Raw genomic sequence first — 25,769 nt, 5'->3', positions numbered from 1 at the left:
ACTCACAGAAAGTCCCGATCAATACCCGACGACGCCGCACCGTTTCCGATGGAATCCGATGCCGCCGGCCTCGACCTCGACCGATGACCTCGACGGATCCCGTCATTCTCAGGGCCGGGGCATGTCCGCGGCCCTGGCTGAGACGACCTCCTGGACGGGCAGGTGCTTGGCCGGCAGCGTACGCGGCTTGAAGGCCGGACGGGCCTCCTCATAGGCACGGATGGCGTCCTCCTGGGTGAGTGTCAGGGAGATGTCGTCGAGCCCCTCCATGAGAATCCAGCGCACGTAGTCGTCGATGGCGAAGGTGCAGCGGAAGGATCCGGCCTCGACCGTACGGTTCTCCAGATCCACCGTCACCTCGGTGCCCGGCTCGGTCTCGAGGATCTTCCACAGCTGCTCGCAGTCCTCCTGGGACACGATCCCGGCCACCAGCCCCTGCTTGCCGGCGTTACCGCGGAAGATGTCGGCGAAGCGGGGAGCCAGGACGACCTTGAACCCGTAGTCCTTGAGCGCCCACACGGCGTGCTCGCGCGAGGAGCCCGTGCCGAAGTCGGGGCCCGCCACGAGCACCGAGGCCCGCTTGTAGGCCTCCTGGTTGAGGATGAAGTCGGGCTCGCCGGCCCGCCAGGAGGCGAACAGGGCGTCGTCGAAGCCCGTGCGCGTGATGCGCTTGAGGTACACCGCCGGGATGATCTGGTCGGTGTCGACGGCGCTGCGCCGCAGCGGGGCGCCGATTCCCGTGTGCCGGATGAACTTCTCCACAGCCTCTTTCAGCTCCTTGCCTTACGTCTCTTCGTCTCTTTCACGGGCCGGGCGCTACAGCACGGTCACCGGGAGCATGATGGACGCCGGCTGCGGCACCGGGGGAACCGCGGTGACCACCGGGATGTCGCCCTGCCCCAGAGCCGGACCATCGGCTGCGTCCTCCCAGTCGGCGGGGCGCGGAGGCAGGTCCCCGGGGGCGGACAGGGCCCCGCGCACGGCGGTGGCCGCGGCGACGACGGGAGAGACCAGGTGGGTGCGTCCGCCCTTGCCCTGGCGTCCCTCGAAGTTGCGGTTGGAGGTGGAGGCGGCGCGCTCACCGGAGGAGAGCTTGTCCGGGTTCATGGCCAGGCACATGGAGCAGCCGGCGTTGCGCCACTCGGCGCCGAAGCTCTTGAAGACCCGGTCCAGCCCCTCGGCCTCGGCCTGCAGACGCACTCGGGCGGAGGCCGGAACCACGAGCATGCGCAGCCCCTCGGCCTTCTTGCGTCCACGCACCACCTCGGCGGCGGCCCGCAGGTCCTCGATACGTCCGTTGGTGCATGAGCCGATGAAGACGGTGTCGACCTTGATGTCGCGCAGGGGCGTCCCCGGAACGAGGTCCATGTACTCCAGGGCCCGTTCGGCGGCGAGCCGCTCGGTGGCGTCGGCGATGTCCTCGGGGTCGGGCACCGTGGCGGACAGGGGCAGGCCCTGCCCGGGGTTGGTGCCCCAGGTGACGAAGGGCTCGATGTCCTTGGCCTCGAGGACCACCTCGGTGTCGAAGACGGCGTCGGGGTCGGTGCGCAGGCTGGACCAGTACTCCACGGCTGCGTCCCACTCCTCGCCGACGGGCGCGTGGGGACGCTCCTTGAGGTAGTCGAAGGTGGTCTGGTCGGGGGCGATCATGCCGGCCCGGGCCCCGCCCTCGATGCTCATGTTGCAGATCGTCATGCGGGCCTCCATCGAGAGCTGCTCGATGGCGCGGCCGCGGTACTCGATGACGTGGCCCTGGGCTCCATTGGTGCCGATCTTGGCGATGATGGCCAGGATGATGTCCTTGGCCCCGCTGCCCGAGGGCAGGTCGCCGTCGATGGTGACGCTCATCGTCTTGAACGGGGCGATGGGCAGGGTCTGGGTGGCCAGGACGTGCTCGACCTGCGAGGTGCCGATGCCGAAGGCGAGCGCCCCGAAGGCACCGTGGGTGGAGGTGTGGGAGTCGCCGCAGACCACGGTCATGCCGGGCTGGGTCAGCCCCAGCTGGGGGCCGACGGCGTGGACGATCCCCTGATCGGCGTCCCCCAGCGAGTGCAGGCGCACCCCGAACTCGGCGCAGTTGGCGCGCAGGGTCTCGATCTGCGCGCGGCTGGTGACGTCGGCGATCGGCAGATCGATGTCCAGGGTGGGGGTGTTGTGGTCCTCGGTGGCGATGGTCAGATCGGTGCGGCGCACCTCGCGCCCCGCCAGCCGCAGCCCCTCGAAGGCCTGAGGGCTGGTGACCTCGTGAACCAGGTGAAGGTCGATGTACAGCAGGTCGGGGGCGCCGTCGCTACCCTTGGACACCACATGATCACGCCAGACCTTCTCGGCGAGAGTCATTCCCATCGACTTCATCCTCTCAGAAACAGGTGGTCGCAGTCGCGCCGGCCTCGGGCAGGCCCTGAGACTCACGCTGAGACCCCGCACAGACTGCGAGAGGCGGCCGCGCCGCGCCTGAGGCACCGGCCACCGCCTCGACCTCAGGATGCTGACACTGTGCCGCTTCCATGGGCGACCCTAACTTGAAATCTCATACCTTGAAATGCCAGTATCAGATTATGGACAGCTCCTTTGAGAACGACAGCAGCGGCGTCGGCGTGATCGACAAGGCGGCCCTGGTCATGAGCGCACTGGAATCGGGCCCGGCGACCCTGGCCCAGCTGGTGTCCGCCACCCACCTGGCCCGCCCCACGGCGCACCGCATCGCGGTCGCCCTCGAGTTCCACCGCCTGGTCACCCGCGACCCCCAGGGGCGCTTCGTCCTGGGCCCCAGGCTCACCGAGCTGGCCAGCGCCGCGGGCGAGGACCATCTGCTGTCCGCCGCCGGACCGGTACTGGCGGCCCTTCGGGACAAGACCCACGAGTCCGCCCAGCTCTACCGACGTCAGGGCGACGTGCGCATCTGCGTGGCCAACGCCGAGCGCCCCATCGGGCTGCGCGACTCCATCCCCGTGGGCGCCACCATGTCCATGCAGGGAGGCTCGGCGGCCCAGGTGCTCCTCGCCTGGGAGGAGCCCGACCGCCTGCACCGCGGCCTGGTGGGCGCCCGCTTCACCGCCACCATGCTCTCGGCGGTCCGACGTCGGGGATGGGCCCAGTCGGTCGGTGAGCGCGAGCCCGGGGTCGCCTCGGTCTCGGCGCCGGTGCGCGGGTCGGGAGGCAAGGTCGTGGCCGCGATCTCGATCTCCGGGCCCATCGAGCGCATGGGCCGTCAACCCGGCCGCGTCCACGGACACGTGGTCATGGCGGCGGCGCGCCGCCTGTCCGAGGTGCTCAGCGACACCGGCACAGCCTGACCCGCCTCGCGGCGCAGCGCCTCCCGGCCAGGCCTCTCGCTTACGGCTGCGGCTGGTGCGCACCCCTCAGATCGATGGCGCGCCGGTAGGCCTCGACGTTCATCCGCACCACGGAGCCCCACTCGGGCAGCGGGTCGACCTCGTAGTTGTGCGCCTTGATGCGCTCGAGCAGCTCGTCGTCACCCAGGAGGGCCGCGAGCTCACGGGCCAGGCCCGCGTCGTCGTCGGCGAGGAGGCCGTCGACGCCGTCGGTGACGAAGTCGCTGACCCCGCTGGAGCGCAGGGCGACAACCGCCAGTCCCGCGCTGCGGGCCTCGAGGGTGGAGATGCCGAAGGAGTCCGCGGGCGAGGTCTGCAGGTAGATGTCGGCTCGGGTGAAGGCCCGGGCGAGCTCACTGCGCTCAACACGCCCCACGAGGGTGATGCGGTCGGCCAGGCCGGAGTCGGCGACCTCCTGAGTGAGCCGCTCGCGCAGCGGGCCGTCCCCGTAGATCCTGAGGACGGCGTCGCATCCCGGGGTGCTCCTGACCGCCTGGGCGAAGGCGCGCACGACCTGCAGGGGGCGCTTGCGCTCGATCCACCGCAGGGAGGCGACGACGGTGACCGGCCGATGGGGCCTGCGCTCCTGAGGGCCGGGATGCTCCAGGCGCCAGTCGGCAATGGTGATGCCGTTGGGCAGGACGGTCACCGGGTCGTGGGCGCCGGCGCGCCGGACCTCGGCTGCGAGCATGGAGGACACGGCCGTCAGGTCGGCGCCGCCGCGCTGCCACAGCCGTACGGGGCTGACCGGCCCCAGCGCCCCTGCCGCCGGCGCCCACGGACCCAGGACGCAGTGGAAGGTGACGGCTAGCGGGAGCCCTGCCCGGTGAGCCGCGGCGATGCCGGACCAGGCGAAGGGAGAGACGATGCCGACATGGGCGTGGACGACGTCGGGACGCAGACGGGACATGAGGTCGCCCAGCTCGCGCCCGGCTCGCGGGTGGACGGGCAGCTCGCTGGGCAGGTGCGCGGTGGTGCGGTAGACCGGGAAACCGTCATCCCTCTCGATGCTGCGGCCACGATCGTCACCGACCGGTGTCGCGGTGACGACGGCGGGCCGGTGGCCGGCCAGCCTCAGATTGCGGGCGAGGTCCCGCACCTGGGTCTCGATGCCGCCCAGCCGCGGCGCGTAGCAGTCGGAGACGATGAGGACGCGCATGACCTCAAGTCTGCCACGCCTCCTCCTTCACAGGGCCCCGTCGAGGGCGGGCACCCGACCCTAGGAGGCGACCTCGGCGCGGCGCAGCTCGGCGATGGCGTTCTCGAAGTCCTCCAGGGAGTCGAAGGAGGAGTAGACCGAGGCGAAGCGCAGATAGGCGATCTGGTCCAGCTCGCGCAGGGGACCCAGGATCGCCAGACCGACGTCGTGGGAGTCGACGAGGGCCTGACCTCCCGCCCGAATGGCCTCCTCGACCTTGTGCGCCAGCAGCGCGAGCTGGTCGTCGGAGACGGGACGTCCCTGACAGGCGCGTCTGACCCCGACCATCACCTTGTCACGACTGAAGGGCTCGACGACGCCGGAGCGTTTACGGACCGACAGGCTGGCGGTCTCCAGCGTGGTGAAACGGCGCCCGCACTGCTGGCACTCCCGGCGACGGCGGATCGAGGTGCCGTCCTCCGCGGTTCGGGAGTCGACGACTCGAGAGCCGTCATGACGGCAGAAGGGGCAGTGCACGCCTTCGACCTCCGATCTCACTGGACTACCTGTCAGTCCATCGGAGACTAAACGCCCGACGGGCCGCCCCGCAAGCCTGCCTCACAGTGCGGCCCACACGCAGACTCTCACGCAGCGGGGACCTCAAGGGTCTGCCCGGCACGGACCGTCGTGTCCTGGAGATCGTTGATCTCGACGATCCGAGTCACCATCCCCGAGACGTCCGAGGCCCCGCTCGCCGCGGCGATCTCCCACAGGGACTGACCGGGACGAACCACTGTGGTGGTCGTCCTGGCCGGCGCCTGAGCGGTTGCGGCGGAGGAGGACGGGGAGGCCAGCCCCGCCAGGCCCCCGACCATGAGCCCGCAGCAGGCGAGCACGATCGCCGCGATGACGACGAGGGAACCACCGCGAAGGAGGCGCAGATCCGCCCCGGACCGCTCCGGCCCGTTCTGCCGCCGCGCCGGGCCGGCCGCCCCCTTCTCGGTGGCCGGCGGGGTGCTGTCCTGCTGATCATCGTCTCGCCGAGCGCCGTCACGCAGCCTGGCGGCCCTTACCGCCGGGTGCTGGGGAGCCAGCCTCTCCAGGTCCGACCGACGGCCGCGCAGGGCCACCGGCCCGGAGGGGCGACGCATCGATGCCGACTCGGAGGCAGACGTCGCTGCAGGGCGCCGGGAGGCGTTGTCGACGCCATGACGAACCGGGGCCTCGGGGACGAAGTCGTCGGTGACCAGACGCAACCGGGGCCTGGGGGAGGCCTGCACGACATCCGGCCCACCGGAGTGTCCAGCAGGCCGCCCGGCGGCCTGACCACTGACGGTCCGACCACTGACGCGCCCGCGAGCCCGGGCCCGAGAGGCCGAACGGGGCGAGGGCGGGATGGCGATGGCGCTCATAGCTACCTCCTGAACACATGTTCGACGAACGCTTGTTCGATACACTAGCGCCTGAAGCGCGACACGTCCAGCACTTCTTCGAACATGTGTTTGAATCGCGGTCGTCTCAACGCTAGGCTTGGCGCAACCAAGACGATCACGGACCACCGACATCTATTCCGCACCCTTAACGCCTCCGGGCGTGAGGGCTGCCCGACGGGGAGGGCCAGGACCATGAGCACCACAGCAGACCAGGGCGCCGCACCGGCGTCGGCCCCGCGCACCGGTGCGGATTCCTTTGAGGCGGGCGCAGTCGCAGAGGCCGTCAACGGGCTCGACAAGCGTGCCCGCGCGGTCTACGAGGCGGTTCGCGAGGCGATCGCGGCCCACGGCTACCCGCCCTCGCTGCGGGAGATCGGCGAGCAGGTGGGTCTGACGAGTCCCTCCTCCGTCAAGCACCAGCTGGACAAGCTCGAGCGCCTGGGCCTGGTGCGCCGGGACCCCAACCGTCCTCGGGCGATGGTCGTGGCCGCCGGCGGTGCCGGCGCCCGTGGGGACGCGCCCGCCGGCACCGCACAAACGGCACCGTTGGAGGCCCCCCGGGTCCTGGGCGTCGAGGACGGGGACGCGGTCGCCGTTCCGCTCGTGGGACGGATCGCGGCCGGGACCCCGATCCTGGCGGAGCAGGACGTGACTGACGTCATGGCTCTGCCCCGCCGCCTCACCGGTGAGGGCGAGCTCTTCATGCTGGAGGTGCACGGGGACTCGATGATCGAGGCGGCCATCTGCGACGGTGACTGGGTGGTGGTGCGCTCGCAGCCCGACGCGGCCAACGGCGAGATCGTGGCGGCCATGGTCGAGGACGTCGACGGCGCCTCGGCGACGGTCAAGGTGCTCTCGCGCCGTGACGGCCACCAGTGGCTGCTCCCCCGCAACTCCAGCTACGCCCCGATCGACGGCGACCACGCCACGATCATGGGCAAGGTGGTGACGGTTCTGCGTTCTCTGTAGCTGCTCGAGCTGCTCGCAGCCCTACGACTGAGGGCCCGCCCCGGTGAACGGGGCGGGCCCTCAGCGGACGTGAGTCAGGCTCAGTAGCCCAGACCGCGGGCGACCTCACGCAGGTGGTCGGCGGAGGCGGTCAGGCGCTCCTTCTCGTCGGCGGTCAGGGGCAGCTCGAGGCGACGCCCGGCGCCCTCACGGCCCACGATCGTGGGGACGGCCATGCACACGTCGGAGATGCCGTGCCAGTTGTCCAGCAGCGGGGAGATGGTGAGCACCCGCTGCTCGTCGTTGAGGACGGCGCCGATGATGCGCTGGACGGCCAGGCCGACCGCGTAGTTGGTCGCGCCCTTGCCCTCGATGATGCGGTACGCGGAGCGGACCACGTCGTGGGCGATGCGCTCACGCTTGGCCTCGTCGAACACACCTCCGTCAAGGGTGGTGCCCCACTGGGTGATCGGCACGCCGCCGATCTCGGTGGAGGCCCACAGGGGCACCTCGGAGTCGCCGTGCTCACCGGCGATGTAGCCGTGGATGTTCTGGACGGCCGTGCCGGTCTCCAAGGAGATGAGGTAGCGCATGCGGGCCGTGTCCAGCACGGTGCCCGAGCCGAAGACCTGGTTCTCGGGCAGGCCGGTGATCTTCTTGGCGCAGTAGGTCACCACGTCCACCGGGTTGGCCACGAGGACGAAGATGGCGTTGGGGGCGACCTCGACGAGCCTGGGGAGGATCTTCTCCATGATGCCGACGGTGGCGCCGGCGAGCTCGAGGCGGGACTGGCCGGGCTTCTGCTTGGCACCGGCGGTGATGGCGATGACGTCCGCGTCGCGACAGATCTCGGGGTCGTCGGAGCCCGAGACGGAGCCGGCGGAGGTGAACTGGATTCCCTGGGCGATGTCGAGGGCCTCGGCCTCGACCTTCTCCTTGACGATGTCCTGCAGCACGACCTCGCGGGCAACGCCCTTGGTCACGCAGGCGTAGGCGAGGGTGGAGCCGACGGCCCCGGCGCCGATGACGGCGACCTTGGAGGGACGGCCGGAACGGTTGGTGGGGTAGGAGCCTTCAGCGGTAGTGGTGATGTGGTCTGACACGTTCTTCTCCTCAATGGGATCTGCTGGGCAGGACCGCAGGGGCGAGAGCACCCGCTCGCGCCAAGCCTACGTGCAGATCCTCCTGAGGGGCACATACCTAAGGGCCCACCCGGCAGGTTCGCTACGCCTTCGGGACCTCACGGCGGCCGGACAGGCGCCCGAGGGCGGCGCGGACCACGTCGGGCCTCGTCGTCGGCCACAGGGGTGGCATGGAGCGGGTGAGGAATCCCCCGTAGCGGGCGGTGCGCAGGCGCGAGTCCAGCACGGCGACCACGCCGCGGTCCTGGCTGCGGCGGATGAGTCGGCCCGCCCCCTGGGCCAGCAGCAGGGCGGCGTGGGTGGCGGACACGCTCATGAAGCCATTGCCGCCGGCGGCCACGACGGCGTCAGTGCGGGCCTGGGCAACCGGGTCGTCGGGGCGGGGGAAGGGGATGCGGTCGATGACGACGAGGCGGCAGGTGGGCCCGGGCACGTCCACGCCCTGCCACAGGGAGAGGGTGCCCACCAGGCAGGCGGCCTCGTCGTCGGCGAAGGCCTGCACGAGGGTGGGCAGCTGGTCGTCCCCCTGGGCGTAGACGGGCAGGTCGGTGGCTCCGCGCAGCACCTCGGCGGCCTCCTGGGCAGCGCGCCGGGAGGAGAAGAGTCCCAGCATGCCGCCGCCGGAGGCCTCGACCAGGGCGAGCATCTCGTCCAGGGCGGCCTCGGAGATGCCGGCGCCGGGACGCGGCAGGTGGGCCGCCACGTAGAGGATCCCCTGCCTGGGGTAGTCGAAGGGGGACCCGACGTCGACGCCCTTCCAGGGCTGCTCGGCCAGGGCCAGTCCCAGGGCCCGGGCCATGGGGTCGAAGCTGTCCCCCAGGGCGAGGGTCGCCGACGTCATGACGCTCGCCCGCCCGTTCAGCAGGTGGCCGGCCACCGAGCCGGCCACCTCGATGGGTGCCAGGAGGAGCCGCGGGGGCTCGGCGCCCATGCGGGGCCGCTCGATCCAGGAGACGTCGCGCCCCTGGGCCACCGACTCCGAGGTCATGCGGTCCAGGGCGTCGACCAGGTCGCCGACGGCGGTGCGGGCGATCGCCAGTGCCCCGGCGGCCTCGCCGGAGCGCTCGCGGCCCAGGGAGCGGGCCTGGTCGCGCACGTCGGAGGCGACCTGCCGGGCGGCGCCGGCCAGGACCACGAGCGCGTCGTGCAGGGCGGCGGGGATCGGCGCCTCCAGGCGGCCGTCGGGCAGCTCGGCCAGGGCGAGCTGGAGGCTCTGTCCGGCGGACTCCAGCTCGCTGACGACGACGGAGGCGTGCTTGCGGGCGGTGGCGGCGGTGCGGGCCACGGCGGCCGCGGACAGGGCGATGGTGCCCTGGGAGCGGACCCGGTCGGCCAGCTCATGGGCCTCATCGACGATGAGGACCTGGTGGTCGGGCAGGACCCCGGGGTTGCCGGCCACGACCACTCCGAGCATGGCGTGGTTGGTGACCACGAGGTCGGCCCGGGCGGCGGCGGCGCGGGCCAGCTCGGGGAAGCACTCGGCCTTCAGGGGGCAGGACTGGCCCAGGCACTCGGCCCGGGAGACGGAGACCTGGGCCCAGGCGCGCTGCGAGACGCCGGGGACGAGGTCGTCGCGGTCACCGGTGTCCGTCCTGGTCGCCCACTGGCGCAGGCGCACCACCTGCTCCCCCAGGCTCGCGTCTCCTCCGTGCCCCGCCGCCGGCTGGGCGATGGCGTCGCCGACGCCGAAGAGCGCGGACTCGTCCTCCTCCTGCGGGTAGCCGCCCTCCAGGCGGTGGCGGCACAGGTAGTTCTGCCAGCCCTTGAGCAGGGCCACCTCGGGGCGGGCGCCGGTGACCCGCTCGACGGCGTCGGCCGCCAGGGGCGCGTCCTTGGTGAGGACCTGCCGCTGAAGGGCCAGGGTGGCGGTGGAGACCACGACCCGGTTGCCGGTCTCCACGGCGTGGACCATGGCGGGCACCAGGTAGCCGAGGGACTTTCCGGTTCCGGTGCCGGCCTGCACCAGGAGGTGGGTGCCGTCGGCCACGGACCGGGCGACCTCGACGGCCATGGTGGTCTGGCCCTGGCGGGGGCTGCCGCCCATCGACGACACCGCGGCGCCCAGGGCATCCAGGACCCTGCGGCCACTGGAGCCGTCGGTATCAGGCCGGTCCGGCTCGGTCGGGGTCACGGCGGCTCTAGCCGACGGTGGCGCCCGTGGCGACGCCCTCGATCTCGGCCGCCAGGGCGGCGCCGACGCGCGCCACGACGTGGGTTCCGGTCTCGACGTAGTCGACCGTGTCGATCTCGCCCTCGGCATGGACCCGGGAGACGAGGTCTCCGCGCGAGTAGGGCACGACGGCGTCGATACTCACCTGCGGGTGGGGCAGCATCTGCTCGATGCGGGCGCGCAGCTCCTCGATCCCCTCCCCCGTGCGGGCCGAGACCGCCACCGCCCCGGGCAGGCGGGTGCGCAGCGCCGCCAGGGTCACGGCGTCGGCGAGATCGACCTTGTTGAGGACGATGAGCTCTGGCACGTCCAGGGCGCCTGGGATCTCGGACAGGACGGTGCGCACGGCCGCCACCTGGCCCAGGGGGTCGGGGTGGGCGGCGTCGACGACGTGGAGCACGAGATCGGCCCCGGCCACCTCCTCCAGGGTGGAGCGGAAGGCCTCGATGAGCTCGTGGGGCAGGTTACGTACGAAGCCGACGGTGTCGGTGAGGGTGTAGGTGCGCCCCTCGGAGGTCTCGGCGCGCCGCACAGTGGGGTCGAGGGTGGCGAACAGGGCGTCCTCGACCATGATGCCGGCCTCGGTGAGCCGGTTCATGAGGGAGGACTTGCCGGCGTTGGTGTAGCCGGCGATCGCCACCGAGGGGATGGCGCCGCGTCGGCGTGAGCCGCGCTTGGTCTCGCGCGAGGGGGCCATGGCCTGGATCTCGCGGCGCAGCCGGGCCATGCGCTGGCGGATGCGGCGCCGGTCGAGCTCGATCTTGGTCTCTCCGGGGCCGCGTGAGCCGATGCCCTGGCCCGCAGCCACCCGTCCCCCGGCCTGACGGGACATGGACTCGCCCCATCCGCGCAGGCGCGGCAGGAGGTACTCGAGCTGGGCGAGCTCGACCTGGGCCTTGCCCTCACGGGACTTGGCGTGCTGGGCGAAGATGTCCAGGATGAGGGCGGTGCGGTCAACGACCTTGACACCGACGACATCCTCCAGTCCGCGGCGCTGGGAGGGGGCGAGCTCGCCGTCGACGATGACCGTGTCGGCTCCTGCCGCGGCCACCACGTCGGCCAGCTCGCGCGCCTTGCCGCTGCCCAGGTAGGTGGCCGGATCGGGGTGGTCGCGCCTCTGGATGAGGGCGTCGAGGACCTCACTGCCGGCGGTCTGGGCCAGGGCGGCCAGCTCGCGCAGGGAGGTGTCGGCGTCCTGGAGGTCCCGCGCCTCCAGAGCGCTTCCGCCCGGCGCACCAGTGCCATGGGCCCGGGGCAGCTCCAGGCCGACCAGGACGACCTTCTCCAGGCGGACCTGGCGGTACTCGACCTCGCTGACGTCCTCCAGCTCGGTGGACAGGCCGGCCACGCGGCGACGGGCGGCACGGGCCTCGCGCTCGAGGGCACCGTCGTCGGAGTCGTCTCCCTCTCGGCGGCCGGTCTCCCGCTCGTGCTGGGTGGCTGTGGAGGCCAGGGCGGTTCCGGTCCGGGAGAGGACCCGGGCGACGACGTCACGGACGTCACGGCCGTCACGAGTGTCACCGACGTCCTCGGGGGTGGAGGGGGTCGTGGAGTGGTTCTGGGTCACAAAATATCCTTCGTCGTATGCCTGCGCCCCTTCGATGGGGCGCGATGGTTCTGGCGGGAGCGGCGTCGACCGCCGTGTCAGCGCATACGAAGGATCCACATGGGGGTGATGCTACTGCTCAGGGGCCGGTGAGGCCACCTGCGCGCTCAGGCGGCGCGTCGGGCCAGCAGCGGGGTGAGTAGGAGTCCCACGGCGAGCAGGGTGAGCGTCGGCCACAGCCGGGCGGTCTCGACGCCGGACGCGGTGGGGGCGACGAAGGCCGTGGCGGCCGTTCCCAGGACGGCGCCGCCGGCCGCCCCGGCGATCGTCACGGCGGTGGCGGCCTGGGCGTGGGTGATGCCGTCGGGCTCGGCGGGGTCGGTGACGATGCGGTTCATGGTGTCCAGGTGGGTCAGGCCCATGCCGATGCTCGCCACGCCGTATCCCACGGGCAGTCCCCACCAGCCCCACCAGTCCGGTCGCTCCAGGACCGTGGCCACCATGAGGGCGGTGCCGAGCCCGAAGAAGACCGCGGCCAGTGCCGTGCGGCGCCGGTAGGCCCGCGGCTCGCGCGCCACCCGGGCGCCGCAGGCGATGGCGGTGGCCGACCAGCCGATGCCGCCGGCGGTCAGCGCCCAGCCGGTCTGGGTCGGGCTCATGCCCAGGGCGTCGTGGGCGGTGGGGGCCACCAGGTAGTCCAGGGTCAGGAAGAAGGCGCACACCCACAGCAGGGTGGCGATGCCCGCGCGCCGGCCGGCCGCCAGGCGCAGGGTTCCTGCGGGCAGGACGCGCGAGCAGGACCAGAGCACCAGCGCGGTCCCGCCGGCGACGCCGGGCCAGAACCACGGGCTGGCGGCGCGCAGCGCCCCGATGATCGCCACTCCCGCGGCCATGGCCACAGCGGGCAGCCATGGGACCGCCGCATCGTCGCCCGTCTCCTCATCCAGGCCGAGGTCGCGGATCTGGCCGGCCATGACGGCCCGGGCGGCGATGAGCAGGGGCAGGTAGACCACGAGTGCCCAGCGCCAGCCCCAGGAGGCGCTGATGCCGGAGGCATAGACGGGACCGATCAGGGCGGCCAGGACCCACATGCCCGATCCCGCTGCCAGGCACAGCCGTCTCCAGGCGTCGGGCAGGCCTGCGACCATGACCCCCATGGTCGCCGTCGCGAGCGCCCCGGCGGCCAGGCCCCGCAGGATCTCCCCCAGGACGTAGACCTCGATGCTCGGGGCGAGGGCTCCGACGACGGCGCCGGCCACCAGCAGGGCGGTCAGAGCGGTCATGAGGCGGACGGGGCGCCACCGGGTGAGCATGGCCCCGCCCAGCGGCATCGTGAGGAAGGCGGGGACCTGGGCGGCGGCCGTCACCAGCCCGTAGGCGCTGCGCTCCCCCATCTCGGTGGCCAGCAGCGGCAGGACCGTCTGGTTGAGGTAGACCTGCATGCCCGACAGCAGCTCGACGACGAGCACCGCCAGCGCCAGGTGCCCCGACCGTGAGCCGAGGAGCGCCCCGAGCGACGGGCTGCTCGAGGGGCAGGTGGGGGCAGTCATGCCCGTCAGGGTACGCGGGTAGCCTGGCCCGCGTGAGCGAGCACTACTTCACCGCCTCCCCCGCCGTCGGCGCCGAGGAGCGCACCCACCGCTTCACGATCCGCGGCGTGGAGCACGAGGTGGTCACGGCCTCGGGCGTCTTCAGCGCCGACCGTCTCGACAGGGGCACCCGGGTCCTCCTCGACCACGTCCCCGACCCGCCTCAGACCGGCACCTTCCTGGACCTGGGCTGCGGCTGGGGCCCGATCACGCTGGCCCTGGCCGACGCCGCCGGCGGGGCCACGGTCCTGGCGGCGGACGTCAACGAGCGCTCACTGGCCCTGACCGCCCGCAACGCCACCGCTGCGGGCCTGGACAACGTGCGCGTCCGCCCGGCCGAGGAGCTGCTGGCCGAGCTGCGCAAGGGCTCGACGCCGTTGGACCTCATCTGGTCCAACCCGCCGGTACGCATCGGCAAGGAGGCCCTTCACGAGCTGCTGGCGGCCTGGCTGCCGCTACTGTCCGACGACGGCGAGGCCTGGCTGGTGGTGCTCAAGAACCTGGGGGCGGACTCACTGGCCACGTGGCTGACCGGCCGGGGCTGGGACGTGAGCCGGCAGGCGTCGTCCAAGGGCTTCCGGGTCCTGCGGGTGCGCCGTACGCAGGACGGGCCGGCTGACGGCTGAGCCGGCTGCCCACGGTTCCGGCCGCTACGCCGGTTACCGCGGTGACCGGCGTCGTCGGGCGGCCAGGCGCAGGTCGACCACGGCGACCGCCGCCGACACGGCGATGGCGGCCACGACGGCCAGCAGACCGGCCTGAGCGGCGGCGTCCCACCCCGAGGAGTGCGAGACGCGGAAGGTCAGGCCCGTGATCGCGGCGATACCGATGGAGGTGCCGATGCGCTCACCGGTCTGGAGGATGCCGCCGGCGGCGCCCGCGTACTCCAGGGGGACGTCGGCCAGGGACAGGGTCTGGTTCGGTGAGACCACGAGGCCCTGCCCCACCCCGAGCAACAGGAGCGTCAGCGTCAGCCACCAGGGGCTCCAGCCCGCGCTCGCGTGCATGTGGATGACGCCGACGCTTGCCAGCAGCCCGGCCATGCCCAGGGCCATGCCGCCGAGCACCATGACTCGGCCCACCCGGATGACGCGGCGGCCGGCGACGGCGGCCGCCACCGATCCCGCCAGGGCGGCCGGGACACCGATGATCCCGCTGGCCAGGGCGGTCGAGCCCAGACCGGCCTGGACGTACTGGGCCACGATGATCCACACCGAGGTGTAGCCCAGGAAGTAGACGGCGATGGCCAGGCTCCCGTAGGCGAAGGAGGGGATGGCCAGGAGACTGAGGTCCACCATGGGGGCGCCGCCCCGGGCGCGGTAACGCCTCTCCCAGGCCACCCAGGCTCCGATGACGCCGATGCCGGCCGCTTCCAGGCCCCAGATCCAGGCGCCGGCGGAGGCCTCCATGAAGGGGATCATGACCAGGAGCGTTCCCACGGCGAGCAGCACCATGCCCACCGGGTCGAGGTCGACCCCGCTGCGACGAGGCATCCCGGCCCTGTCCGCACGATCCTCATGATCCGCACCATCCGTACGGTCCTCACGGCCATCATCGTCCTGGCGGCGCCAGGCGGAGTCCGGCAGGTAGCGGCGCGCGGCCCAGATGCCCAGCAGCACGAGGGGGACGTTGATGAGGAAGGAGGTGCGCCAGCCCCAGTCGCCTCCGAGCCAGCCGATGAGCCCGCCGCTGATCACCGGCCCCACCGCCACCGAGACCCCGATGACGGCGCCGAAGATCCCGAAGGCCCGCCCTCTGGCCTCACCGGAGTAGAACTGCTGGATCATGCCGGCCACCTGCGGGTTGAGCAGTCCGGAGCCGATTCCCATGACCACTCGGGCCAGGTTGAGGGTGACGACGTCGGGGGCGAGCCCCGAGGCCAGCGAGCCGGCGCCGAACAGGATCATGCCGATGACGAAGATCCGACCCCGCCCCATGACGTCACCGGCCCGTCCGGCCGGGACGAGAACGACCCCGAAGACGAGGGCGTAGCCGGAGACGACGAGCTGGAGTCCGGCGGTGCCGGCACTCAGGTCCTGGGAGACGGCCGGCAGGATGACGTTGACCGAGGAGACGGCCAGCAGAGTGACGAAGGCGGGGATGAGCAGTGTCGGCAGGAGCCGCTTGTGGTCGGGCGCGGCCGCATCGGGGGCCGGGGGTCGTGAGCTGGGCACCCCGAGAGGCTACCGCGCCCTGATCGGCTCAGAGCTGTGAGGCCGCCGCGTGCTCGACGTCGTGCTGGGCCTGACTGGGCTCCTCGGGCGCCGGTGTGGACCAGGCCCCGGACCGGACGTCCAGGGCGATCCCGATGCCCAGGGCGATGAGTGCCGGCAGGATCCAGCCGGTGGAGTCGCTCCACAGCCCGGTGCGCGCGAGCAATCTGCTGGGCCCCTCCCAGCCGGCGGCGGTGATCGCCGAGACGGATCCGAAGGTCCCGGCCGTGATGACGCACCACTGGTAGGCGGCCCTGAGCCGACCGGGGGCCAGGGCGTCGACCAGTGTCACCGCGACCAGGGCGATGGCGAAGGGGTAGAGCAGGAACAGCAGCGGTCCTGCGACCTTGAGGATGGCGCTCAGGCCCAGGTTGGCCAGGGTGAAGGAGACGATGGCGCAGGCGGCGAGCTGCCGGTTGAAGGAGACGGCGGGCCAGGCGGTGTAGGCGTAGCCGGCCCAGGAGGCCAGCAGTCCCACCGCGGTGGTCAGGCATGCCAGGATGACGATGGCGGCGAAGATGACGACACCGTAGGTCCCCAGTGTCGAGGAGGCTGCGTTGCGCAGCAGCTCGGTGCCGTCCTTGGTGTCGGTGGTGATCTCCCCGCGGGTGTGGGTGCCCAGGACGGCCAGACCGATGTAGACCAGCCCCAGGAGCGCCGCGGCGATGCCCCCGGACAGGATCGTGCCGCGCACCAGGCGCTTGGGAGAGGTCAGGCCGCGCTCACGCAGGGAGGTGATGACCACGATGCCGAAGACGGTTGCCGCCAGGACGTCCATGGTGAGGTATCCCTGGGTCAGTCCGGTGGTCAGTGGCGCGCTCGCGTAGGGCTCGATGGCCTCGCGCTCCACGCCGGGGGCCGCCAGGACGGTGACCCCGCACAGCAGGGCGAGCAGGGCCAGCAGCGCGGGCGTGAGCCAGCGGCCGACGCGATCGGCCAGGCGGCTCGGGCTGCGGGCGATGCCGAAGGCGACGGCCATGAACACCGTGACGTGCACCAGCAGGGCCAGACGGGAGTCGTGAAGCCCCCACAGCTCGAGGATCGGCCGGGTCGCCAGCTCGTAGGCCACCGTGGTGACGCGGGCGATGGCGTAGAGCGGACCGATCGCCAGGTAGACCGCCAGCGGCATGACCAGGCCGAATCGGGGCCCCACCCTGCGGGCCAGGCCGAGGATGCCCTCACCGGAGGTGGAGACCGCCACCACGGTGATCAGTGGCATGAGGACGCCGGTGGCGATGAAGCCCGCCATGACCGGGATGAAGGACTTGCCGGAGGCGGCCCCCAACAGGGGCGGGAAGATGAGGTTGCCGGCCCCGAAGAACAGGGCGAAGAGCATCAGGCCGGTCGGCAGGATGGTGCCGATGGCGCTGCGGTTGGATGGCTGGGTCATGGTGGTGGTCGGTTTCTCTTCTCGGATGCGGCGTCGGTGCGACGTCCGGGAACTGCTCGGGCGGGTCGGGGCTGGCAGGCAGACCGTCAGGCGATGGTGACCCGTCCGGTGATGGTGGCCGGTCCGGTCAGCAGCACGGTACTGTCCTCGGCCAGGGGATCGGCGCCCACGTGCACCCCGATCTGTCCACCGGGCACGAGCAGCCGGTAGTCCTCGGGGGCACCCGGGCCGGTCCACGAGTGCAGGGCGACGGCGACGGCGCAGCAGCCCGTCCCGCAGGAGAGCGTCTCCCCCACCCCGCGCTCCAGAACGCGCATGCGGGCGATGCCGACAGGAGCCTGGGTATCGGGGTCGGTCTCCTCCCCCAGCGGCACGACCAGCTCGAGGTTGGTACCGGCCTCGGGAGGAGGATCGTAGACGACCGGGGCCGCGGAGTCGGTGAGCCCGGCGAAGAGGGCCGCCTCGAGCTCGTTCTCCTCGCCCAGGGCGACGACGGTGTGGGGGTTGGGCATCTCGACGCTCAGTGCGGCGCGCTCACCCGCCAGGCCGGGGACGACGACGGTCGTGTCCCATCCCTCGTCCTGCGCCTGACGGGGCCGGGTGAGGCGGGCCGCCCCCATGTCCACGGTCCACAGGTCCCCCAGGCGGGTGACGGTACGTGCTCCGCCGCGCGTGCCGATGGTGACGGACTCGCCGTCGGCGATGGGCCGCAGACCCTCACTGTCCAGGACGTGGGCGAACAGGCGGGTGGCGTTTCCGCACATCTCGGCCACGGAGCCGTCGGCGTTGTAGTAGTCCATGAACCACTCGGCCTCGGGCACGGCCGCGGCGAAGGCCCCGGCTCCGGGCAGGGCGGTGGTTCTCACGACGCGTACGAATCCGTCGGCGCCGATGCCGCCGTGGCGGTCGCAGACCGCGGCGATGTCGGCGCCGCTGACGGCGACCTCGCAGCTGGGATCGACCAGCATGAGGAAGTCGTTGAGGGTCGCGTGGCCCTTGATGAGCTCGCGACCACGAAGACCTGTCGAGTGCGGCATGGCCCCTAGCCTAAGCGACGCCGTGAGATGCGAGAACGTGCTCCCATGCCTGCCTGGTCACCCGGGAACGCTCAGCGTCGGTGCAGTGCCCGTCCTCGGTGAGAGAGACGTCGACCCAGTGCACTCGCGGGTCGCGGCGGAACCACTTGATCTGGCGGGAGGCGAGCTGGCGGGTGGCCAGGGCGGTGGAGGCGATGGCCTCGGGCACGCTCATGGTCCCGTCGATGACCGCGAGCGCCTGGGCGTAGCCGATGGCGCGCGGTGCGGTCTCCCCCTGTCTGAGGCCCTGGTCGATGAGGGCCTCGACCTCCTCCACCAGGCCGCCTTCGAACATGGCGCGGGCGCGGGCGTTGATGCGGGTGTCCAGGAGCCGGCGCTCGCAGCGCAGAGCGATGTGGGCGGTGGGGACCACGTCCTCGTAGCGCGGCAGGGAGGCGGAGAAGGGACGTCCGGTGATCTCGATGACCTCCAGCGCCCGCACGATCCTGCGGGTGTTGGAGGCCTCGATCCGCTTAGCCGCGATGGGGTCGAGTCGGGTGAGCTCGGCGTGGAGGGGGGCGGTGCCCTCCTGCTCGGCGCGCCGGGTCAGGCGGGCGCGCGTCTGCGGGTCGGTGCCGGGGAAGTCGAGTCCGTCGGTCAGGGCGCGCACGTAGAGGCCGGAGCCTCCGGCGATGATCGCCAGGTGCCCTCGGGACTCGACGGCGTCGATGTCACCGCGGGCGGAGCGCTGGAAGGCGGCCACACTGGCTGTGTCCCTGACGGTGAGGACGTCGATCTGGTGGTGGGGGACGCGGGCCCGCTCGGCCGGGCCGGGCTTGGCGGTGCCGATGTCCATGCCCCGGTAGAGCAGTGAGGCGTCGGCGTTGATGATCTCTGCTCGCCGGGCCGGGCCACTGACCCGTGTCTGATCGGCCAGGGCGAGGGCGAGGTCGGTCTTGCCGGTGGCGGTGGGCCCCACCACGGCGACTCGCGGGAGGCGGGGGGTGCTCTGGGCCGTGGGGCTCACGGCTCTCAGATCTCCGGTAGGAGGGGGCCCACGAGGCTGAGCGCCTGGGTGCAGGCGGACAGCGCCGTGTCGAGGTGGAGGCGCAGCTGGGCGTCGGTGACGCCGGCGGACATGTCGGTGAGGTAGGTGGCCCGCACCAGCGGCCCGATGGGGGTGTCGACGACGCCGACGGTGGGGAAGAACTTGTCCCGGTTCCAGTCGTTGACACTGGCGGCGATCTCGTCGCGCTGGGAGGCGGGGACGGCCTCCTCCCAGTCCCCGGACACCAGGAGCCAGCCGTCGTGTCCCTCGGGGATCTCGATGACGAAGGGGAAGGAGTCCCAGGTCCCCAGGAGGCAGGGGTGCTCACGGTCGTCGGCCAGCTGGACGTTGTACTCCATGGGGCCGGTGAGCATGGCCTCGATCCTCGCCAGCGTGAGCGCCTCGGTCGTCTCACCGGTTCGCTGCGGCCCTTGAGATCGGTCGACGACGTCGCCTCCCCCGGCAGGGCCCTCGTCCGGCCGGCCTGATCCGCTGGACCCGGCGCGTGAGGCGTGGGAGGTCCGCGCCGAGGCGGCCTCCCCGGCCGGCCCCGCTGTCCGCTCCGACGGGCCCACGGAGCCGGCGAGATCGGTGGGGCCGACCGAGTCCGCTGAGCCGGCTGAGTCGACTGAGTCGGTTGAGTCCGCGGAAACCGCCGAGCCCCGGGATCGCAGTGATCCGGCCGAGCCCGCTGCACTCGTCATATGCCCTGAATCCGCCGGGTCCGGTAAGGCGGCCGGGGACTCGTCCTGGTGACTCCGCCGGCTGCTGTACCGGCCTCCCGGCTGGTGGCCCGTCGGGTCGCTCTGCTGGCTGGCCACCCGGATTCCCTGCTGGCTGGTCGACCGGCTGCTTCGCTGATGGTCCAGTGCCCGCACGTCCCACTCCTTGCCCAGGAGCCGTGCGATGAAGTCGGTGAGGCGTTGCAGTCGCGGCATCAGGGCTCCAGGTTTCCGCGCAGCTCGTCGGGGAACTGCTCCTCGGCCTCGTGCATGAGGGCGACGATGAGCCGGCAGCCGCCGAAGACGAAGTCCTCGAGCTGCCGGTCCGTCATCCCCGCCTCGAGAGGGTAGGTGTACTCGCCGTGAAGGCGCACCACACCGCTGTCGGCGACGGTGAGGTAGGCCTTGGGACCGATGCGGGTGGTGTTCCAGTCCTCGACCAGGGCGCGCAGCTGGGTCAGGTGCTCGGTGTCGGCGATACGGTGCCAGATCCCGCGCATCTGAACCGCTCGGGTGTCCTGGAAGATGGCGTGGACGGTGACGTAGCGCCACGGGATGCCGATGTCGCCCTCGTCGTCGATGAAGTAGCGCAGCCCCAGGCGCTTGACGCACTCGTGGATACGGTCGACGTCCACGGGCCTGGGGACCGTGGCGGCGGCAGCAGAGCTGGCGTCGGAGCTGGGCATGCTTCCCAGCCTAGCGGGGTGAGCGGCCTGCTCCCCACCGCATCCCGGCCCGCTCCACCGTCAGCGCAATGTCAACCGGATACAGACCGGCTCGGCGGGCTGCTACGGGTCTCAGGAGGCCGACTGCGTCGCCGATGCCCGGGACTGCTCGGCGATGGCGTCGACGGCGTCGTTGAAGGCGTTCGAGGTCTTGGAGGCTCCGGCCAGGGCCTGGACGTGGGCGTCCTCGATGCTGTGACCGACGACGGCCCCGTTGATCGCGTCGACGAAGTTCTGAATGTGCTCCTTGGAGGTGCCGGTCGAGGCGTGACCGGTGACGGAGACGTCCGTGATGACGCCGCCGGACAGGGTGAGGCTGACGTCGAGGGAGTCGTCCTCGATGAGGTCGTCCACGGGCCCGTACGCCTCGGAGGCCGAGAAGGTCCCGTCCGCGTAGGGGCCCGCCGTCGGAGAGGCGACGGGCGCGGATGCGGAGCCGGTGGACCCGTTGGAGGACCCGGCGGTCGGGTTAGCGGTCTGCTCGCGCCCGGCGTAGTCGCCCTGGGAGGGGGTCACCTCCCCTCCCCCGCAGCCGGTCAGCGGGCCGGCAGAGGCCAGAAGCACCCCGGCCACGGCCAGGACCCGGCCGCCGGATCGGCCGCCGTCCGGGAGTCGCGGGCTTGAGGGCGTCTGAGGACTCACTGCTGCTCCTTCGGCTCGGGCTCGTCGGCCAGACCGGCGTTCTCCTCGCTCATGGTCCTCGCACTGGTCGCGCCCCTGTCATCGGTGCTCGATGAGCTGTCCTCGAAGTCGAGCATGGTGCTGGTGCGAGGGCCCTGACCGCCGTCGGACAGCCTCTCCCCCACGAGGCGGCCGTGGTTGAGCAGGATCTGACGCTGACCGCAGGAGGCGACGTGGGAGTCGTGGGTGACGACGATGAGCGTGGTCCCCTGCTGGTGCAGGCGCGAGAAGATGTCCAGGACCAGCTGCTCGTTGGTCTCGTCCAGGTTCCCGGTGGGCTCGTCGGCCAGGATGATCTCGGGGTGGTTGATGAGGGCCCGGGCGATGCATACGCGCTGCTGCTCGCCGCCGGAGAGCTGGGAGGGCAGGTGGTGGGCGCGGTCGGCCAGTCCCACGTTCTCCAGCGCCTCGAGGGCCTCCTTCTCATCGGTCATCGAGTGGTAGTACTGGGCCACCATGACGTTCTCCACCGCGGTGAGGTGGCCGATGAGGTGGAACTGCTGGAAGACCAGGCCGATGACGTTCTTGCGGATGTCGGTGAGCTGGGCGGCGTTGAGGCTGCCCAGCTCGCGGTCGTCGAGCTTGACCGACCCCTTCGTGGGCGTGTCCATGCAGCCGATGATGTTCATCAGCGTGGTCTTGCCCGATCCCGAGGATCCGACCACGGAGAGCCACTGGCCGCGGGGCACCTCCAGGCTGAGGTCGTCCAGGGCGTGCAGCTCGCCGTAGATCTTGGATACGTGGGACAGCTCGAGCAGCATGTCATTCCTCCCTGAGGACGAGAGCGGGATCGATGCGCGAGGCGCGACGCACCGGGGAGTAGGAGGCCGCCACGGCCACCACCGACGTCAGCACCACCGAGGCGATGGCGAGCGGCCAGTTGAACGCCAGGGTCGTCTCGAACACGCCGCGGCACACGGCGACGGCCAGACCGTACCCGACGGCGGTGCCCAGGACACCTCCGACGGCTCCCAGGACGGCGGCCTCGGAGTAGAACTCGGTGGCGATGGACCGTCCCGAGGCTCCCAGGGCCTTGCGCAGGCCGATCTCGTTGCGTCTCTCCGAGACGATGACGGTCATGGTGGTGGACACCCCGACCAGCGTCAGTCCCAGGACGACGGCGGAGACCACCCAGAACAGGGTGTTGAGCATCGTGATGATCCGGGTGTCGCCGGAGGTGATCTTGGAGACGGGCTCGGCCTGGAGCTGGCCGCCGCCGGCGGACTCCACGGCGGAGACGACGTCGTCCATCGTCGTCGACGAGGTGTCGACGGACATCTCGACGACGTCGTAGCCGACCGTCGACGTTCCGGTGAGCCGGTCGACGTCGGCCGATGCCGCGTAGACGATGTCGTCCTCCTGACCACCGGTGTCGACGATTCCGGCGACCTGCCACTGCGCGGTGCCCTGGGCGCTCTCCGTCGCAGCGGGGTCACCAGCGGCACCGGTCGCTCCCCCGTCCGAGGAACCCCCGTGACCCGCGTGCCCCCCGCTGCCTCCGTGACCGGAGTGGCCGGCATGAGCGGAGTGGCCGGCATCCCCGTTCCCCCCGTCGGAGCTCCCCTCGGTGGCCTGGGGCGAGCCCGTGGCGGCATCGCCGGCACTGGATGCGGAGCCCTGATGGGAGTTGTCCAGGGAGAGGTTGTCGCTGGAGAGGTACTCGGCGGTGACGGTCGAGCCCACCTTGAGGGAGGCGGCCTGGGCGACGTCCTTGCCCACCAGGACCTGGCCCTGGTCCGGCCAGGAGCCCTCCAGCGACCAGTGGCCGTTGAGACGGCGCACGTCGTCGACGTTGATGCCGGCGAGCAGGTAGGGCGAGCGGTTGATACGGACCGTCTCGTAGCGGTAGTCGGCCTGCCGCAGCCGGCCCGTGTCGGTACCGGCGGCCTGAGCGGCGGCCTGGACGGCGGCCTGGGCCGACTGCTCGGTGATGCGCGGGGTGGTCGCATCGGCCGAGACGGGCACGACGATGAGGTTCGCACCGAACTGACGCATCTGGGCGGTCATCTGGGCCGGAACCGCCAGGCAGACCGCGGCCAGGCAGAACAGGGTGGCGGCTCCCACGGCGGAGGAGAGCATGGCGGCCAGGGCCCGGCTCCGGCGTCGGAAGGTGGCGCCGGCCAGCATCGTGAGGAACATACGGCGGTTCGTCATCAACCGGCCGCCGCGGCGTGGGGACTCCGTGGGCACCTGCGTCACCTCCGGTGCAGGGCGATGGCGGGCTGGATCCTCAGGATCGAGCGCATGGACGAGGCGGTGGCGGCCAGCAGGACCACGGAGACGAGGGCCGCGACCAGCACGTAGACCATGGGACGCATGGTGATGCCCGAGTGGAAGACGACTCTGCCGATGAGTTGGGCCAGTCCGGAGCCCACCGCCGCTCCGATCGCCAGCCCGATCACCCCGATGACGGCGCTCTCGGCCAGGATGAGTCGGTTGATGGAGGCCGAGGAGGCCCCCACCGCCTTGAGAAGTGCGAACTCGCCGGTGCGCTCCACCAGGGAGGCGGTGGTCAGGGAGGCGACGGCCAGCGCCGCGGCCACCAGGCTCAGGGCGGTCATGAGGATCATGAGCACCTGCGTCTTGGACAGCACGTTGCCCTCGACCGCGGCGACCTGACGGACGGGCTTGGCGACGGCGCCGGTGACGACCTCCTCGATCTGGTAGGAAATGGAGGAGGCGTAGGCCGTGCAGTACCAGGTCTCCCACTCGGCGGAGGACAGGGCCGCCGGGTTGGCGGCGGCCTTGCGGGACAGGTCGTTCTCAGGGGTGGTCAGAGCCTTGACCTCGATCTCATCGACCTGGCCCTCATGCCCGGTGACCTGCTGGATGCCGGCCAGCGGCGCGTAGAAGGTCTGGTCGTCCTTGTCCCCGGAGGTGTAGATCCCGGTCACGGTGAGACTCTCCTCGCCCTGGGGCCCGGTGACCGTGATCGTGTCCCCCTGGGAGACGCCCAGCCGCTTCGCCAGCTTGGTGCCGACCACCGCCTCGGCGGCGTCGTCGGAGGGCCAGGCGCCCTGCATCTTCCACCACGAACGCATGGTGGACACCCCCAGGGTGGTGGACTCCCCGGTGGAGAGCTTGACGTCCTTGTTGAACCAGGCTCCGGCGGCCAGGACATCGGTCCCCTCCGAGCCCTCCTGACCGCTGCCGGAGCCCTTGACCTTGACGGCACCCGACAGCCTGGGGGTGAGGTCGACGATGTTGTAGGCCCAGAAGATCGTCTTGATGTTGGTGACCTCCTTCTCGTCGAGGAAGGATGCCGCCTCCTTGTCCTTGCTCGTCTCATAGAGGTTGTCGACCACAGCGCCGGCGCGGGGCTGGACCACGATGTTGGAGCCGTAGTTGGTCAGCTCGGCGTTGAGCTTGTCGCCCACGTCGAGGACGACGCCGAGCATGGCCACGGAGATGGAGGCGCACAGGGCCACGGTCAGGGCGATCAGTGAGCGACGGCGCAGCTGACGCAGGAAGGAACGGCGAAGCAGCCGGATGAAGAACATCTCAGGACTCCTTTCCGTGGGCGGGGTGGACGGCCGGGTGAAGGAATGATGGACGCACGGGGCTCACCGCTTGAACACCTTGACGGAGTCCTCCAGCAGGGTCGTGGCGATGGTCAGGTCCCCGCCGTCGACCTCGAAGTCCACCGGGATCGGGTTGCAGCCTCCCTTGAACCCGATGGTGGCCGGGTTGATGGCCACGTCGCAGCGCTTGCAGATGACCTTGCCGTCCTTCTCGTAGTAGCCCGACGGCCCGCAGTTCTCGCAGGCGTCCAGCCCGACGCCGTAGGCACCACCGTTCTTGAGGATCGCGATGAACCGGACCTCGGTCCCCTCGGAGCCGGCATAGGCATAACGGTGAAGGTGGCCGTCGGCCAGGCCGGACAGCGAGACGCGGGCGAGCCCGGCGGCCTGGTCGAGGTTGTAGGGCTCGGGCTCGGAGAGCTGGGGCACCTCGTTGACCTTGGCCAGCGCAACGGTACGGGTCAGGACCAGTGCGCTGAAGCCGAGCGCTGAGGCCAGAACCCACCGGCGGCTGCGACGTCGATCAGCCCGGCGGGAGCGCAGCACGGCCGGGTTGGGCTGATCCGGCAGGCGCCGCAGGCTGGTGACGAACAGACCGGCCAGGGGAACGAGGAAGACCGCGGCGGCAAGGAACAGGATCATGGTCTGCAGGTTGTTGCCGGCCCAGGCCAGGAACCGAAACGCCCCCGGGGACAGCACGACGCGATGCGTGGCATGCAGCAGACGCGTTAGGCTCAGGATGTCGGTTCCGGTCATGACGACGGCGAAGCCGAGTACCGCCAGGTTGGCGACGCGCCGTGGGAGCCCCTTGCAGGCACGCACGTAGGTGAAGGCCAGCACGGCCACGGCGCACCACCCTCCCAGGAAGCCGAGGACCCTCAGCAGCATCTCGGTGGAGAAGACGGCCTCCCCGGGGGCGATGAAGGCGGAGAGCTGAAGGACGACGTCCTGGGTCGCCTGGAAGAAGGCCAGCGCCAGAACCAGGCAGGCCACCGTGTTGGCCACTAGTTGTACTTCCCTGAATCGCCCCGGGTTTGATGGAGGCAGTGATGACACGGAAGGATCACTGTCATGGGACAGAAGAAGTACCCCGATGAGCTGCGCGAGCGAGCCACGAGGATGACCTTGGAGGCACTGGCCGACCCGGCGCGG

23 protein-coding genes are annotated in these 25,769 nt (G+C 71.3%); 3 read left to right on the top strand and 20 right to left on the bottom strand.

What is annotated here, in order from left to right:
- Positions 1–108 precede the first annotated feature (108 nt).
- On the bottom strand, positions 109–762 hold the full coding sequence (gene leuD, locus HCR68_RS11685) for a 3-isopropylmalate dehydratase small subunit (protein ID WP_167149678.1): 654 nt from the start codon (positions 760–762) through the stop codon (positions 109–111).
- A gap of 54 nt (positions 763–816) precedes the next feature.
- A complete protein-coding gene (leuC, locus tag HCR68_RS11680) occupies positions 817–2,346 on the bottom strand; it encodes a 3-isopropylmalate dehydratase large subunit (protein ID WP_167149676.1) in 1,530 nt (509 codons plus the stop codon).
- Between the two features lie 212 nt (positions 2,347–2,558).
- On the opposite strand from leuC, the gene HCR68_RS11675 reads away from it, so the two are divergent.
- Entirely contained in the window at positions 2,559–3,296 is a 738-nt protein-coding gene (locus HCR68_RS11675) for an IclR family transcriptional regulator (protein WP_167149674.1), read from the top strand.
- A 40-nt stretch (positions 3,297–3,336) separates the two neighbouring features.
- On the opposite strand, the gene HCR68_RS11670 is transcribed toward HCR68_RS11675, so the two are convergent.
- The 3 genes from HCR68_RS11670 to HCR68_RS11660 all read right to left on the bottom strand — a co-directional run bounded on the left by HCR68_RS11670 (position 3,337) and on the right by HCR68_RS11660 (position 5,885).
- Positions 3,337–4,494 (bottom strand): glycosyltransferase family 4 protein, encoded by a 1,158-nt coding sequence (locus tag HCR68_RS11670; RefSeq protein WP_167149672.1) that lies wholly within the window; start codon positions 4,492–4,494, stop codon positions 3,337–3,339.
- Between the two features lie 60 nt (positions 4,495–4,554).
- Positions 4,555–5,010, bottom strand: coding sequence for a transcriptional regulator NrdR (nrdR, locus tag HCR68_RS11665; RefSeq protein WP_167149670.1), 456 nt, complete (start codon positions 5,008–5,010; stop codon positions 4,555–4,557).
- A gap of 107 nt (positions 5,011–5,117) precedes the next feature.
- Positions 5,118–5,885 carry a LysM peptidoglycan-binding domain-containing protein gene (locus HCR68_RS11660; RefSeq protein WP_167149668.1) on the bottom strand — a complete coding sequence of 256 codons (768 nt, stop codon included), beginning with the start codon at positions 5,883–5,885 and terminating at the stop codon, positions 5,118–5,120.
- Positions 5,886–6,098: 213 nt separating this feature from the next.
- Between HCR68_RS11660 and lexA the strand changes: the two genes are divergently transcribed.
- On the top strand, positions 6,099–6,875 hold the full coding sequence (lexA, locus tag HCR68_RS11655) for a transcriptional repressor LexA (RefSeq protein WP_167149666.1): 777 nt from the start codon (positions 6,099–6,101) through the stop codon (positions 6,873–6,875).
- Positions 6,876–6,955: 80 nt separating this feature from the next.
- On the opposite strand, the gene HCR68_RS11650 is transcribed toward lexA, so the two are convergent.
- From HCR68_RS11650 to HCR68_RS11635, 4 genes are all read right to left on the bottom strand, one after another.
- On the bottom strand, positions 6,956–7,957 hold the full coding sequence (locus HCR68_RS11650) for an L-lactate dehydrogenase (protein WP_167149664.1): 1,002 nt from the start codon (positions 7,955–7,957) through the stop codon (positions 6,956–6,958).
- Between the two features lie 121 nt (positions 7,958–8,078).
- Entirely contained in the window at positions 8,079–10,127 is a 2,049-nt protein-coding gene (locus tag HCR68_RS11645; protein WP_167149662.1) for an ATP-dependent DNA helicase, read from the bottom strand.
- Positions 10,128–10,134: 7 nt separating this feature from the next.
- Positions 10,135–11,733, bottom strand: a complete 1,599-nt coding sequence (gene hflX, locus HCR68_RS11640) for a GTPase HflX (RefSeq protein ID WP_167149660.1) — start codon at positions 11,731–11,733, stop codon at positions 10,135–10,137.
- Positions 11,734–11,879: 146 nt separating this feature from the next.
- Positions 11,880–13,262 carry an MFS transporter gene (locus HCR68_RS11635; protein ID WP_167149658.1) on the bottom strand — a complete coding sequence of 461 codons (1,383 nt, stop codon included), beginning with the start codon at positions 13,260–13,262 and terminating at the stop codon, positions 11,880–11,882.
- A 32-nt stretch (positions 13,263–13,294) separates the two neighbouring features.
- Here HCR68_RS11635 and HCR68_RS11630 point away from each other — a divergent pair, with 32 nt between their 5' ends.
- Complete coding sequence (locus HCR68_RS11630; protein WP_167149656.1) at positions 13,295–13,927, top strand: methyltransferase; 633 nt, start codon at positions 13,295–13,297, stop codon at positions 13,925–13,927.
- A gap of 33 nt (positions 13,928–13,960) precedes the next feature.
- On the opposite strand, the gene HCR68_RS11625 is transcribed toward HCR68_RS11630, so the two are convergent.
- From HCR68_RS11625 to HCR68_RS11575, 11 genes are all read right to left on the bottom strand, one after another.
- Positions 13,961–15,475 carry an MFS transporter gene (locus HCR68_RS11625; RefSeq protein ID WP_167149654.1) on the bottom strand — a complete coding sequence of 505 codons (1,515 nt, stop codon included), beginning with the start codon at positions 15,473–15,475 and terminating at the stop codon, positions 13,961–13,963.
- 28 nt (positions 15,476–15,503) lie between these two features.
- Complete coding sequence (gene brnQ / locus HCR68_RS11620) at positions 15,504–16,904, bottom strand: branched-chain amino acid transport system II carrier protein (protein ID WP_167149652.1); 1,401 nt, start codon at positions 16,902–16,904, stop codon at positions 15,504–15,506.
- 86 nt (positions 16,905–16,990) lie between these two features.
- Entirely contained in the window at positions 16,991–17,941 is a 951-nt protein-coding gene (dapF, locus tag HCR68_RS11615; RefSeq protein ID WP_167149650.1) for a diaminopimelate epimerase, read from the bottom strand.
- A 10-nt stretch (positions 17,942–17,951) separates the two neighbouring features.
- Entirely contained in the window at positions 17,952–18,947 is a 996-nt protein-coding gene (gene miaA, locus HCR68_RS11610) for a tRNA (adenosine(37)-N6)-dimethylallyltransferase MiaA (protein ID WP_167149647.1), read from the bottom strand.
- Between the two features lie 5 nt (positions 18,948–18,952).
- Positions 18,953–19,906 carry a YbjN domain-containing protein gene (locus HCR68_RS11605; protein ID WP_167149645.1) on the bottom strand — a complete coding sequence of 318 codons (954 nt, stop codon included), beginning with the start codon at positions 19,904–19,906 and terminating at the stop codon, positions 18,953–18,955.
- Positions 19,906–20,376 (bottom strand): YbjN domain-containing protein, encoded by a 471-nt coding sequence (locus tag HCR68_RS11600; protein ID WP_167149643.1) that lies wholly within the window; start codon positions 20,374–20,376, stop codon positions 19,906–19,908. Before HCR68_RS11600 ends, HCR68_RS11605 begins: the two co-directional genes overlap by 1 nt.
- A 111-nt stretch (positions 20,377–20,487) precedes the next feature.
- Positions 20,488–21,057: an FMN-binding protein gene (locus HCR68_RS11595; protein ID WP_167149642.1), complete on the bottom strand. Its 570-nt coding sequence runs from the start codon at positions 21,055–21,057 to the stop codon at positions 20,488–20,490.
- Positions 21,054–21,857, bottom strand: a complete 804-nt coding sequence (locus HCR68_RS11590) for an ABC transporter ATP-binding protein (RefSeq protein ID WP_167149639.1) — start codon at positions 21,855–21,857, stop codon at positions 21,054–21,056. The genes HCR68_RS11595 and HCR68_RS11590 overlap by 4 nt, the downstream gene beginning before the upstream one ends.
- 1 nt (position 21,858) lies before the next feature.
- Positions 21,859–23,286, bottom strand: a complete 1,428-nt coding sequence (locus HCR68_RS11585; protein WP_208320598.1) for an FtsX-like permease family protein — start codon at positions 23,284–23,286, stop codon at positions 21,859–21,861.
- 5 nt (positions 23,287–23,291) lie between these two features.
- Entirely contained in the window at positions 23,292–24,596 is a 1,305-nt protein-coding gene (locus HCR68_RS11580) for an FtsX-like permease family protein (RefSeq protein ID WP_167149637.1), read from the bottom strand.
- A gap of 63 nt (positions 24,597–24,659) precedes the next feature.
- Positions 24,660–25,769, bottom strand: a 1,110-nt coding sequence (locus HCR68_RS11575) for a DUF2318 domain-containing protein (RefSeq protein WP_167149635.1), incomplete at its 5' end; no start/stop codon positions are given.

The sequence above is a fragment of the Actinomyces sp. ZJ308 genome, from assembly GCF_011752065.1.
Classification (GTDB): domain Bacteria; phylum Actinomycetota; class Actinomycetes; order Actinomycetales; family Actinomycetaceae; genus Actinomyces.
Note: the sequence above shows the minus strand (reverse complement) of the source record. Positions and strands in the feature narration are given on the sequence as shown.